The sequence below is a fragment of the Alteromonas sp. AWJ4_199 genome (genome assembly GCF_056159165.1).
The window spans coordinates 3,220,325-3,232,882 of the sequence record NZ_JBSWUR010000001.1 but is presented as its reverse complement, the minus strand read 5'-3'; the positions used below and the strand labels follow the sequence as shown (position 1 = coordinate 3,232,882).

The 12,558-nt window shown below is 43.5% G+C and carries 9 protein-coding genes; 5 read left to right on the top strand and 4 right to left on the bottom strand.

All coding sequences use genetic code 11. The annotated features are described in order from the left end of the window. The first annotated feature begins 51 nt into the window (after positions 1-51). Complete coding sequence (locus ACXAER_RS14125; RefSeq protein WP_474830198.1) at positions 52-867, top strand: choice-of-anchor H family protein; 816 nt, start codon at positions 52-54, stop codon at positions 865-867. A gap of 168 nt (positions 868-1,035) precedes the next feature. Beyond that, positions 1,036-2,472, top strand: a complete 1,437-nt coding sequence (locus ACXAER_RS14120) for a sensor domain-containing diguanylate cyclase (protein ID WP_474830196.1) — start codon at positions 1,036-1,038, stop codon at positions 2,470-2,472. Positions 2,473-2,565: 93 nt separating this feature from the next. Here the strand turns inward: ACXAER_RS14120 and ACXAER_RS14115 are convergent, their stop codons facing one another. Both ACXAER_RS14115 and ACXAER_RS14110 read right to left on the bottom strand, forming a co-directional pair. Next, positions 2,566-2,775 carry a type II toxin-antitoxin system antitoxin gene (locus tag ACXAER_RS14115; protein ID WP_474830194.1) on the bottom strand — a complete coding sequence of 70 codons (210 nt, stop codon included), beginning with the start codon at positions 2,773-2,775 and terminating at the stop codon, positions 2,566-2,568. A 63-nt stretch (positions 2,776-2,838) separates the two neighbouring features. Continuing rightward, positions 2,839-3,687 (bottom strand): SPFH domain-containing protein, encoded by an 849-nt coding sequence (locus ACXAER_RS14110; protein WP_039219019.1) that lies wholly within the window; start codon positions 3,685-3,687, stop codon positions 2,839-2,841. A gap of 187 nt (positions 3,688-3,874) precedes the next feature. Here ACXAER_RS14110 and ACXAER_RS14105 point away from each other — a divergent pair, with 187 nt between their 5' ends. The 3 genes from ACXAER_RS14105 to ACXAER_RS14095 all read left to right on the top strand — a co-directional run bounded on the left by ACXAER_RS14105 (position 3,875) and on the right by ACXAER_RS14095 (position 9,246). Further along, positions 3,875-5,158, top strand: coding sequence for an ABC transporter substrate-binding protein (locus ACXAER_RS14105; protein ID WP_474830191.1), 1,284 nt, complete (start codon positions 3,875-3,877; stop codon positions 5,156-5,158). 48 nt (positions 5,159-5,206) lie between these two features. Further along, complete coding sequence (locus ACXAER_RS14100; protein WP_474830189.1) at positions 5,207-7,873, top strand: ATP-binding protein; 2,667 nt, start codon at positions 5,207-5,209, stop codon at positions 7,871-7,873. Between the two features lie 200 nt (positions 7,874-8,073). Beyond that, the gene (locus tag ACXAER_RS14095) at positions 8,074-9,246 is read left to right on the top strand and encodes a GGDEF domain-containing protein (RefSeq protein ID WP_474830187.1); all 1,173 of its coding nucleotides are present in this window, start codon (positions 8,074-8,076) and stop codon (positions 9,244-9,246) included. 77 nt (positions 9,247-9,323) lie between these two features. On the opposite strand, the gene ACXAER_RS14090 is transcribed toward ACXAER_RS14095, so the two are convergent. Then, complete coding sequence (locus ACXAER_RS14090; RefSeq protein ID WP_474830185.1) at positions 9,324-12,098, bottom strand: valine--tRNA ligase; 2,775 nt, start codon at positions 12,096-12,098, stop codon at positions 9,324-9,326. 35 nt (positions 12,099-12,133) lie between these two features. Then, positions 12,134-12,556, bottom strand: a complete 423-nt coding sequence (locus tag ACXAER_RS14085; RefSeq protein WP_474830183.1) for a DNA polymerase III subunit chi — start codon at positions 12,554-12,556, stop codon at positions 12,134-12,136. Positions 12,557-12,558: the final 2 nt, after the last annotated feature.

Below are 12,558 nucleotides of genomic sequence, written 5' to 3'. Positions count from 1 at the left end.
TTTTTTGATTAACAATGACCCTGTCATTATCGATTGGAAAAGGATGGACAGATGAAAAACTTAGTACTAGCACTTACTGCATACTCTGCTATCGCCACATTACAGCTTGCTCTTTTATCACCTGCACATGCAAATTCTGATAGTAAATCAGAAGATAAACAGGTTACCTCAAACGAATTCCGTTACGACAAACCCTTCGTAGCTTCTGAATCACTTTTATCTAAAACAACAGGCGAGTTGCCAAGTGACAGCCTGGTTGAACAGTCTGCCGATAGCACTGTCGCACAACAAAATACAGTTAGTGAAACGAACAAACATCAGCAACATCTTGGTGTAAACAAATCATCAAGCGATATTGTGGTAAGCAGCGTTAACGAATTTTGGATTTATGAAAGTTGGGTAACGCTTGAGCAAGATATCGACTACGACGGTTATCACTCTACATTTTCAATCGAGTTTGACGCCGACACAATTTTTACTCGGGCACCGGTATACGCTGTTTTGTATTTAGGTAAAGAGGGTGTTTACGATGCCATTCACGTATCGTCTGAATTTTATATTTATTCAGAAGATTCAACAGATACCTTTACCATCGAAAGTTCATTGGTATCGGGTTTTCCCCCTGGCGAATACGACATTTTGTTGGAGCTTTACGATGCCGACACTGAAGAACTAGTGGCTTTTACCGATGCTTATGACGACAGCGCACTTGCCTATCTTCCTCTTGAAAGTGAAAACAACGAGTACGTTGTGGAAGATACGGTGGTAATAGTAGAAGAACACGGCGGAGCCTGGTCGCTACTTCCATTGTTTTTACTAGGTGGCATTGTAATTACAAGACGCCTCAACAGTAGCTCTCGCCTTTAATTTCCCCAGCCACATTTTTTCTTGCCAAAAGCTGTTTTAAACACAGCTTTTGGCTATTTTTTAAACTAAAGTCTAATATATAGGTTAACTCTTCTTTCTAATTAACGTTGATTCGCCAATGTACAAGGAAAAACAGTACATACTGACGCTTTCAAGTGGTGTAGTGCAATGAGCTTCAACAATGTTAACTTGTTCAATCTATTAGAAAACACGCAAATTGGTGTCGTCATTCACAACGCGTCTGGCGCTGTGGAGTATGCCAACCCTGCTGCGTCGATAATGCTTAACTTAAGTCTTGAGGCGCTAAAAAACAAAAGTATGGATGCTGAGACGTGGGAGTTCATTGATAGGCAAAACCGAAGGATTTCCTATGATGAATTACCTGTCGTTCGTGTACTATCGACGGGCAAACCTGTAGACAATCAAATATTAGGCATTATTGACAAAACAACAGAAAAAAACGCTTGGTTTAGTGTCAATGCCTACCCAGAGAAACATAGCGGGAATGGAATTACACCGCCCTTTGTAGTCGTTTACTTTACGAACATCACCAAGAAAATAAATGACTTTTCCTATAAAGATATTGTGCAAAATTCGCAAGACATGATCTTGGTGACAGAAGCGAAAATCATCAATGCCCCACTCTCACCTAAAATAATTTACGCCAACGAAGCCCTCTGTAAACATACTGAGTATGACCTCGAAGAGCTAATTGGCGAAACACCCAGAATTTTTCAAGGAACCCTAACAGACAAAGCCTCCACTGATCGCATTCGCCAAGCCCTTGTTAAACAAATTCCCTGTACTGAGACACTGCTGAACTATACGAAAACCGGTAAACCGTTCTGGGTACAAATGAATATATTCCCTCTAACCAACGATTTTGGTGAAGTTACGCATTTTGCTGCGGTGCAGCGCAATGTAAGCGAGATGAAGTTTCAGTCTGAACAGCTGGATAAAAGAAATTCAGAGCTAAAAAGAATAAAACAAGATTTAGAAAACTTGGTTCACGAACGAACAAGTGAGCTGCGAGATGCAAACCTGAAATTAGAAAAGCTGGCATATTTTGACGCCTTAACCAATATTCCCAACAGGCGAGCCTTTATGGATGCGTTCTCTAAATCTTTAATGTTTGCCAAGCGCAACAATCATGAAGTACTGGTAGGAATTGCAGATGTTGATCACTTTAAATCAATAAACGACAACCTTGGCCATGGGTTTGGTGATGAAGTCCTAACTATCGTTGCCCAAACAATGCAGAGATTCTTTCGCGCCGAAGACGCAATAGGCAGAATTGGAGGTGAAGAATTTGCATTTTGTATTGTGCTTCTAAGCCAAGTTTCACCCCACCAAATATTAGATAGACTAAGACAGAAAATAAGTAAATTACACGAAACACAGCCGCTTTTAAAAGGCCATAAAATCACGGTGAGCATTGGTGCAGTGCAAACAAGAGAACTCCAGCACAAAAGCCCCAAACAACTTCTCGCCTATGCCGATAAGGCGCTCTATAAAGCCAAAAACAATGGCCGAAATACGGTGGAGTGCATTCAGGAGGGAGCGAAAATTTCACCAATTTCAGCGCCAGAGCCTTTAGACGATTAGTCACGGTAGGCGCTTTAAACTACATCAAAAAAAGCGCATTCCGCTCACTTTAAAAATGCTCGCGCTGCTAAATACTAGGCGTTTTAGTGCCCCTTATAAACCACCACCCTTCGACGGCTGAATTTCTTCAACTTCCACCACTACCTTTTCTACAAGCTTGACTCTGCCTTGCTTCACAAGCGCTTGTCTTAATACATACTCAATTTGTGCATTAACACTACGCAAATCATCAGCGGCCCACCTTTCCATAGCGGCAAGTACATTTTCATTAATCCGAAGTGGATACGCTTTTTTCTTTGCCAAAATATAAACCTTATGTGCCACAGAGCGCCTCTGCGGCACCAAAATTAGAAACTCAAAACTTTACTAATAAATTGTACCTGTATTAATAACAGGCTGCGTTGATTTATCACCGCACAGCACGACTAGTAGGTTACTGATCATGGTCGCTTTGCGCTCTTCATCTAGCTCAACAACCCCTTTTTCGTTTAGTCGTTGAAGGGCCATTTCAACGGTTCCTACAGCACCATCAACAATTTGCTTACGCGCCGCAACAATAGCTGAGGCTTGTTGACGCTGTAGCATCGCACTGGCAATTTCTTGGGCGTAAGCAAGGTGGCTAATACGAGACTCTAATATGGTGATCCCTGCTTTTGCTAAACGGGCTTGTATTTCTTCTTGTAACCGCTCTGATATCTCTATTGGGTGGCTACGAAGGGCCACTTCAGCTTGTTCGTCATCGCGAGGGTCGTAAGGAAAACTACTTGCCATATTACGAATAGCAGATTCACTTTGAATGCGAACAAAGCTTTCATAATCGTCTACGTCAAATACGGCTTCTGCAGTATCTGTGACTTTCCACACCACAATTGACGCAATTTCAATCGGGTTCCCTTGGTTGTCATTCACTTTAATTTTGGCGCTTTCAAAATTTCTTATGCGAAGTGATATATTGGTTCGGCGAAACAATGGAATGGTCCAGCGCAAACCTACATTAGAAACGGTACCAACATAGCTACCAAAAAAAGTCATCACCTTAGCTTGATTCGGCTGCACCATAAAATATCCCATCCAGAGTGCACCAACCAGAAGACTTAAAATGATTCCGCCTTCGGGGCTCCCCCCAACGGCATAGAAGAATGCCGCAGCCTGTGCAACCAATAAAACACAGATCATCAAATATCCGTTGACTGAGAAACCCTTCTTTTCTTGCATTTCGATCACCTTTGATATCATTTTGATATCTTAATAATAAAAGCAAAGCCATTTTTTGCCACCGATGAAGTGTTACCAGATATGTCAAAACCACTGTTGCATTAAACAATTTTAAAACATTTCTTGGTAAGTCTATGAAATAGGTGCCAGAATGTTATCAAGGAAATTTCTTATACGGACTTTCATAATGCCTACTAAACCTTGTAAGACCAAAAATTCTTCTGAGGCACGTCGCACCTTACTCAAAGGCGGGCTAGCATTTGGGTTGACAGCAGGCATTACTCCTTTCGCTATCGGTAAAGCAAAGCCCACGCTGCGTGTTATGGGTACTCACGTAACATTGCAGGAAGCTATCCGACAGCGCGCTATCGAAGACTTAGGTATCAACATAGCGTTTGAACCTGGCGGCAGTGCCACTGTGCTGCAAAAAGCATCCATGAACCCTCAGTCGTTCGATTTATACGAGCAGTGGTCAAACAGCATAAACGTACTGTGGCGCGCAAAGGCTATTCAGCCTATACAGAAAAAGCGTCTTCACTATTGGGAAGAGATAAATAACTTAAGCAAAACCGGTAAGCTTACTGAAAGTGCGCGTATGGGTGCCGGCGACGCGCCACACAAAATTCTTAATGTGCAAGAAGACGCCTCTTTAGGTGAAAAGCACACTGATGCCATCAGCTTTTTACCCTACGTACATAACGTGGATTCATTTGGTTATGACAGGTCTAAGCTACCGACTGAACTGCAGGGACAAGAAGAAAGTTGGGGCTGGCTGCTAGATCGTCACTTTTCTGGAAAAGTCGGCATCGTAAATGACCCTACCATCGGATTATTCGATTTAGCGTTAGCCGCGCAAGCGAAAGGTTTCATCACTTTCAAAGATATTGGTGCTATCACCGAATACGAGCTAGACGACCTGTTTAACCTGCTTATAGAGTTAAATCAGTTGAATCACTTTAGCGGTTTTTGGACATCGGTTCCTGAATCCGTTGAATTTATGAAAAGTGGTCGTGTGGCTGTTGAAAGCATGTTCTCGCCAGCGGTCTCCGCACTCAATGGTCAAAATATACCCGTCACTTTCGCTGCTCCAAAAGAAGGATACCGAGGATGGCACGGGGTAATGTGCCTTTCTTCTGCTACCCAAGGCAGAATGAAAGATGTAGCCTATGAATATATGAACTGGTGGCTGTCGGGTTGGCCGGGTGCATTCATAGCAAGACAGGGGTATTACATTTCGAACCCCCAACGTTCTGCCGAATATTTATCGAAGGCTGAATGGGACTACTGGTATAAGGGTAAAGTTGCTTCTGAACCACTAAAAGGCACTGATGGCAAAGTGAGTGTACAAAAAGGCGCACAACGGACTGGTGGCAGTTACGAAGAACGATTTAGTAATGTTGCAGTTTGGAACACAGTTATGCCAAGCTATGAATATAGCTTACAAAAATGGTACGAATTTATCACTGCATGACACAGTGTAGTACCGCTTCTTAAATGGAATAAGGTTCCTTCAGCTTATATGTTATCGTCAATCCGAGTACAGCTTATAACAGTTTTAGTTGCGTTAATTGCACTAATACTTGCTCAAGGCTTTGTGGCGCGAAAAAACCAAGAGGTTTTAAATAAAGGCGTGGCATCTGCTGCTAAAGCCGTCATTGATGTAGGCATTGTAAAAGAGCTTGAACGGGACGTTGTCGACCTTCAGCGCAATGTTTTAATTTTTAAAGAAAATGCAAGTAAGTCGGCCATTACGCGTTTTAGCCGCCTGATGGTTACCATTAACAGTAAGCTCGATAAACTTGCAGAGGTTAACGAGCATTCCAGTCAAAAAGGCGACAGCAATCAAATTCTCAGTAGAATGAGAGAGCACCTAAACGCTTATCAAGAGAACTTCTCTCAGGTTGTTGAAGCACGCTCAGAAAGAGACAACCTCGTCGATCAAGGGACTATGTCTGATATCACCTTACTTGAAAGTGAACTCGACAAGGCACTAGCGAAAGGAGATGTTTCAGCGACTTTTGTAGAAGACGCGAAGGTCATTCTAATTCAAACAGAAAATGCGATGTTAAAATACTTGATGAAGCCTGATATGAAATTCATCAAGACATTCAATGACTCTGTTGACACTTTAACGCGCATGCCCTTCTCAGCCAATCCTGAGTTGCAGCAGCGTGTGAAACGAATTATAGACAGAATAAAAAACGACTTTTTTAAGCTTACTCAAATAACGCAAGGCAATCTTTTTCTGGTTAATGTAGTAATGGCAGGCTCTGCTAATGAGTTTCTCTATTTAAGTGGTGAATTAGCAAAAAAAGTTAGTACTCACTCAGAGGTTATTACACAGCGCACTTACCAAATAGCTGAGAATACACAGCGTAATGGAGAGCTTTTTTCTTTATTTGCGATTTTGCTTGCTTTAGCAGCTGCGCTGTTTTCAATATTTCGTATCCTTGGCCCAATCCGCTCTATTACCGAAGTTTTCAATAAGCTCGCTGAAGGCGTACAAATCTCCAATATTCCGGGCAGCAGTCGAAAAGACGAAATTGGAAAGCTAGCAAGAGCCGCTCTTGTATTTAGTGATAAAAACCGTGAAACGGAAAAGCTATTAAATGAAGCAAGATCGATGAACTCTCAGCTAGAAAGCTTGAACAAGGTCATCACCGAATCTAAAGTAAAAGCCGAGCAGGCTACCGCATCTAAAAGCATGTTTTTAGCGAACATGAGCCATGAAATTCGTACCCCCATGAATGGTATCATTGGCCTGATAGAACTAGCACAACAGCAAGAACTATCACCAATAGTACGAGGCTATCTTGATAAAGCTTCATACTCTGGGCAAATATTACTGAGCGTAATTAACGACATTCTGGACTTTTCCAAGATTGAAGCAGGTGAATTAAAGATAGAAGAGGTTAGCTTTTCACTGCACTCGCTATTTGACAACCTCATCGCCGTAATAGCGCTGCGAGCAAAAGAGAAGAATCTATCTGTTCATTTTACGGTTAACCCTAGAATACCACCTCAGGTTATAGGCGACCCGTTGCGTATTGCTCAAATTATTATGAACATTGGCAACAACGCCGTGAAATTTACCGAACAAGGGCGTATAGATATAGAGTTTGACGGTAACTTGAATGAAAAAGGTAACCTACTAAACCTCATCATGCGAATTGCCGACTCAGGTATAGGCATGAGCCCAGCACAGCTCGATAAAATATTTAAGCCTTTTACACAGGCTGATGGCTCAACTAACCGCAAATACGGCGGTACTGGACTGGGCCTTGCCATTGTCAGCCAGCTTACTGAACTTATGAATGGACGCCTTGATGCAACCTCGACTATGGGGAAAGGCAGTAGATTCGAGGTTGAACTTCCTCTTAAAGCATTTAAGAATCAGCCAGGGGTATTACAAAACTCTCCACAGTTGCCTACTAATAGCCTTTACGTAACTGAATCGCCGTTACTCCCAAAAGCCTATTGCTCTCAAATTCAGCTGTCGACAGCATCAAGCATGTCAATTGAAAATGCTAAAAATGCTGCTACTCTCCCTGATCATATTGTTGTCGACGTTCATGAATTTAGCTCGTTTAGGAAAAATATTAGCTGGCTGAACAGTCTTTTAGAAAGCGGAAAGTCTGTAGGCTTAGTGATGGAGAGCGCTGGTAGTGCCCTGCAGTCTAAATATGATTCGCTGTGGAAAGGCCCTTTAATTATGCATCCTTTCACCCCCGCCCAATTTGAACGTTTTGTACACCAAATAATCTCAAAAGATGCTAATTATCAAAGTAAAGAATATAACGAGGAACCCGATAGCTTAAAACTTGAAGGGCACATATTGCTTGTAGAGGACAATAATATAAACCAACTCGTTACCGGTGAAATTCTAACAAACCTGGGACTTACGTTTGATATCGCTGAAGATGGTAAGCAAGCAGTACAAAAAGTAGAAAACGCCCCTCAATACGACCTTATCTTAATGGACGTACAAATGCCCGTTATGGATGGATATGAAGCCACTAAACTGCTTCGCGAAAAAGGCTTTACAGCCGTACCTATCATTGGCCTGTCAGCCAATGCGATGAAAGAAGATAAACAAAACGCGCTTCAATCGGGAATGAATGATTATTTAACCAAGCCTATAAAGCAGAAGTCGCTTATTGCAGTGGTAAAAAACTTTTTAAGTTGACGTTCACAAACAGCGAGCCCTAAATAAATTAACAAATTCTTATATTGCATAAGCTTAGCACCTCTTTTTCAAAAAGACTTTTGCCTCAAAGGTATATAAAAAAATACTTATTTATCCACCACCATACCTTTACCGTTACGTAAATTTTTAATTCAACGCCATTATTAATAATACTTTTGTCTAATTTTGTCGGCGAAAAAATGACAAGTTCCGTTTTAATTGTGTTGCTCCTGTCGCTCGCTATAAATGCTGCGGTAGGTGGATATTTTCGCATCTTGGCGAAAAACCAATACGAACCTGTCGCATTCAACTTTTGGGCCGCATCGTGCTTGGTGTATTGCTTAGGGCTAGTCGGCAGCGCGCTCACTATGTTCGCGCCAAGTATAAACGTGCTCAGCACACTCACTGGGCTTCTTTATTTAACGGCCAGCTATTTGCTACTTCATGGCTTTTTAAGTTTCAACATTCAATGTGTGCACTCTACCGTCAAACGCACAGGTAACCGTGTTTTTGTAATAGCTATTCTCTCTTTGATTGGAGCGTCTTGGTACCCTGAATTAGTCGAGCCAACAACGTCCTTTTTTATTGCTTTAATGTTTCTATTTTGTTTTCAGAGCTTTCAATCACAGCAATGGAAAACCATTGAAGGTATTTCTGTTCTGATACGAAGCATACTGTTCATTCACTTTATCATAATGGTGATACGGGCGGGGCTTACCACTGGTGTTACCTATTATGGCTTAGTATCTAACTTGCAAGTTTTTATAACGGTTACTGTAGGGCTCCACGTACTACTTTGCCTTGCCACCTCAGCACTTCTCCCATTTATTATTCTGTCAAAAGAAAAAGGCGAATGGGAAGCAATGGCAAACTTCGACGAGTTAACCGGCGTGTTAGGACGTCGCGCGTTTATTCGCACGGTATTGAAAAAGTTGAAGTCCAAAAGCAAAAGGCCTTTCACTTTACTAGTAATTGACATCGATTTTTTTAAAACCATTAACGACAGCTATGGTCATCCTGAAGGCGATAGAGTGCTAAAAAATGTGGCACAGTGTCTACAAGCACAGTTACGCAAAGGTGACATAGTGGGTCGCTTAGGCGGAGAAGAGTTCGGCGTTATTATCTCTCATCGACATTCTGAGCCCCCTTTTACCGTTGCCGATAGATTGAGAGAATCGGTGTCTTCGCTTGTTATATTCAGTGGCTCTGAAGAAATTAAAGTAACCATTAGCGTAGGTATGTCTTCTTCAAGCAACGTCGAAGATACGTGGAATACACTGTTTAATCGGGCAGATAAAGAACTGTATAACGCAAAAAAAACAGGGCGAAACAGGGTGTCGCCAGAGGTCATAGCAGAAACAACGTTGGTATAGCGACTAAAATATTCATAAAAAAACGCTGCCAAATGGCAGCGTTTTAGTTTTTAGTCATTATGATGAAGCCTATCTAGCTATAGTGCTTTGATAGTCTCGAACTGCTCTTTAAGTTTGGCTAGGGCTTTTTCACCCTCTTCCAACTTAGCACGTTCTTTTTCAATTACCGCTTCTGGCGCATTGCTTACGAACTTCTCATTACCCAACTTGCCACGTGTACGAGATACATCTTTCTCGATTTTCTCCATGGCTTTAGTAATACGCGCAAGCTCTGCATCTTTGTCGATAAGCCCTGCCATTGGGATAAGAATTTCCATCTCGCCCACAAGCGCTGTGGCGCTGGCTGGTGCTTCTTCACCGTCTTTTAATATAGTTACGGTTTCAAGCTTAGAAAGCTTATCTAGGAATGCCTTAGCCGCATCAAGACGACGCGCGTCTTCATCGCTTACGTTTTTAAGTAGCGCATTAAGCGGTTTGTTTGGCGAGATATCCATTTCACCACGGATATTACGAATACCCACGATAAACTTCTTCACCCACTCGATATCAGCAAGTACTTTGTCGTCTTGTTTCGCCGCATCAACTTCAGGGAATGCCTGAACCATAATGCTAGCGCCCTCTTCCACCTTAAGCGCACTTAGTGGCACCACACGCTGCCAAATAGTGTCGGTGATAAATGGCATTAGCGGGTGCAATAAGCGCAGCAGGCTTTCAAGTACATTGATAAGCGTGTGACGCGTACCGCGCTTTTCAGCTTCGGTGCTGGCGTCATTGTTAAGCACTGGCTTAGTAAGCTCTAGATACCAGTCACAGAACTGGTTCCAGGTAAACTCGTAAACGGTTTGCGCTGCAATGTCGAAACGGTAGTCTTCAAGCGCTTTTTCAAACTCAACTAGCGTTTGTTGGAACTTAGCCCAAATCCAGCGATCGGCCATACTAAGCACCATTTCGCCACCGTCACGACCTGTATCGTGCTCTTCTGTGTTCATCAATACGAAACGCGATGCATTCCAAATTTTATTACAGAAGTTGCGGTAGCCTTCAACACGGGCCATATCAAAGTTGATATCGCGGCTGGTTGACGCCATAGCTGCAAACGTAAAGCGTAGTGCATCTGTACCATAGGCCTGAATACCATCAGGGAATTGCTTGCGGGTACGCTTAGCAATCTTCTCAGCCAGCTGAGGTTGCATCATGCCCGCGGTACGTTTAGTGACTAGCGACTCAATATCAATACCGTCAATCAAATCAATAGGGTCAAGCACGTTGCCCTTCGACTTTGACATTTTATCGCCGTTCTCATCGCGGATAAGGCCGGTAATATAAATATCTTTAAACGGAATCTTGCCAGTGAACTTCTTGGTCATCATGATCATTCTGGCAACCCAGAAGAAGATGATATCAAAGCCGGTGACTAGCACTGAAGACGGTACAAAGGTTTCTAGATCTGGCGTTTCTTCTGGCCAGCCCATGGTCGCGAACGGCCATAGCGCACTTGAGAACCAGGTATCAAGAACATCGTCATCTTGTGAAAGGGTTACGTCACTGCCAAGGCCATGTTTCTCACGCACTTCTTCTTCGGTGCGGCCAACAAAAACGTTGCCGTTTTCGTCGTACCACGCCGGAATGCGGTGTCCCCACCACAGCTGACGTGAAATACACCAGTCTTGAATGTTGTGCATCCACTGGTAATAAGTTTTGTTCCAGTTCTCTGGCACAAAACGAATTTCACCGCTTTCCACTGCTTCAATAGCTGGCTTAGCAAGAGACTCAACCGCTACATACCACTGGTCAGTTAGGTATGGTTCGATAACTGCGCCCGTTCTGTCGCCACGTGGCACTTTAAGCTTGTGCGGCTCAATCTTAACCAAAGAGCCTTGGGCTTCTAGGTCAGCAACAATTTGCTTACGCGCATCGAAGCGATCTAAACCGCGGTACGCTTCTGGCGCATCGTCGTTAATTTTCGCATCGTCGGTAAGAATGTTGATCATAGGTAGATTGTGACGCTTACCCATGTCGTAGTCGTTAAAATCGTGAGCAGGCGTAATTTTAACGCAGCCTGTACCGAATTCTTGATCTACATAGTCATCGGCAATAACTGGAATTAAACGACCCGTAATAGGCAGCTTAATTTCTTTGCCGATAAAATCTTGATAACGCTCGTCATCTGGGTGTACTGCAACCGCTGTGTCACCGAGCATGGTTTCAGGGCGCGTTGTTGCAACCACTAGCTCACCGCTGCCATCCGCTAGCGGATAGAGCATGTGCCACATGTGGCCGTCTTCTTCTTCGTTCAGTACTTCTAGGTCCGACACTGCCGTGTGAAGCACTGGATCCCAGTTAACCAAACGCTTACCACGGTAGATAAGACCTTCTTCGTGTAGTTTCACGAATACTTCAGTTACGGCTTTAGACAGGTCTTCGTCCATGGTGAATACTTCACGAGACCAGTCAGGTGACGTACCTAGACGGCGCATTTGGCCAGTAATAGTACCGCCGCTGTGCTCTTTCCATTCCCACACTTTTTTAATGAAGTCTTCGCGACCTAAATCGTGGCGCGTCTTACCTTCAGCGTTAAGTTGGCGCTCTACCACCATTTGGGTAGCAATACCTGCGTGGTCAGTACCCACTTGCCATAGCGTATTGTCGCCCTTCATGCGGTGATAACGGGTTAAGGCGTCCATGATGGTCTGCTGGAAACCATGGCCCATGTGAAGGCTACCGGTAACGTTTGGTGGCGGAAGCAAAATACAATAAGGGTCGCCGCTACCTGAAGCTTTAAATAAACCCGCCTCTTCCCATGACTTGTAGCATTGCTGCTCGATGGACTGCGGTTCGAAGGTTTTATCCATTACACACTCTCAAATTGAAGCTAAACGCGAATGACTTATGCAGATTTGAACTGCATGTTGCATCCAGCTTGCTGATAGTTTTTGTATCTTACCCGCGCGGCCTGTTTGGCATTCTCGTCCACGGGTACAAAATCGATGATTTGACGATGCTGGTTGGGTGAAGGCACCATACCGGAACCCACGTTCACCACCATTTGTCGTCTGGCTACCTGCTCTGGCCGCCAACAAATTTCCACCGGCGTTCCCGACTGCGGCCCTTCACCAAAAAGGTTATGGGGCACAAAGCGGTCTGCCGGCAGTTGCCATAACAATTCATCAACTTCTTCAGCTTGCGCCTGTGTATCACACAGCACGCTAATTTTTTGCTTATTAGCAAACGCTGAGGCAATGACTTCACTGGCGCGGCCTGCCACACCATTGTCACCGCTGGTAAGTTGATAAAAAATCACTTGTGGCATAA

Bases quoted from the DNA above. Each gene is read 5' to 3' on its own strand.
- ACXAER_RS14120 (WP_474830196.1), top strand. From the start codon at position 1,036: ATGAGCTTCAACAATGTTAACTTGTTCAATCTATTAGAAAACACGCAA.
- ACXAER_RS14100 (WP_474830189.1), top strand. From the start codon at position 5,207: ATGTTATCGTCAATCCGAGTACAGCTTATAACAGTTTTAGTTGCGTTA.
- ACXAER_RS14090 (WP_474830185.1), bottom strand. From the start codon at position 12,098: ATGGATAAAACCTTCGAACCGCAGTCCATCGAGCAGCAATGCTACAAG.
- ACXAER_RS14110 (WP_039219019.1), bottom strand. From the start codon at position 3,687: ATGCAAGAAAAGAAGGGTTTCTCAGTCAACGGATATTTGATGATCTGT.
- ACXAER_RS14095 (WP_474830187.1), top strand. From the start codon at position 8,074: ATGACAAGTTCCGTTTTAATTGTGTTGCTCCTGTCGCTCGCTATAAAT.
- ACXAER_RS14125 (WP_474830198.1), top strand. From the start codon at position 52: ATGAAAAACTTAGTACTAGCACTTACTGCATACTCTGCTATCGCCACA.
- ACXAER_RS14085 (WP_474830183.1), bottom strand. From the start codon at position 12,556: ATGCCACAAGTGATTTTTTATCAACTTACCAGCGGTGACAATGGTGTG.
- ACXAER_RS14105 (WP_474830191.1), top strand. From the start codon at position 3,875: ATGCCTACTAAACCTTGTAAGACCAAAAATTCTTCTGAGGCACGTCGC.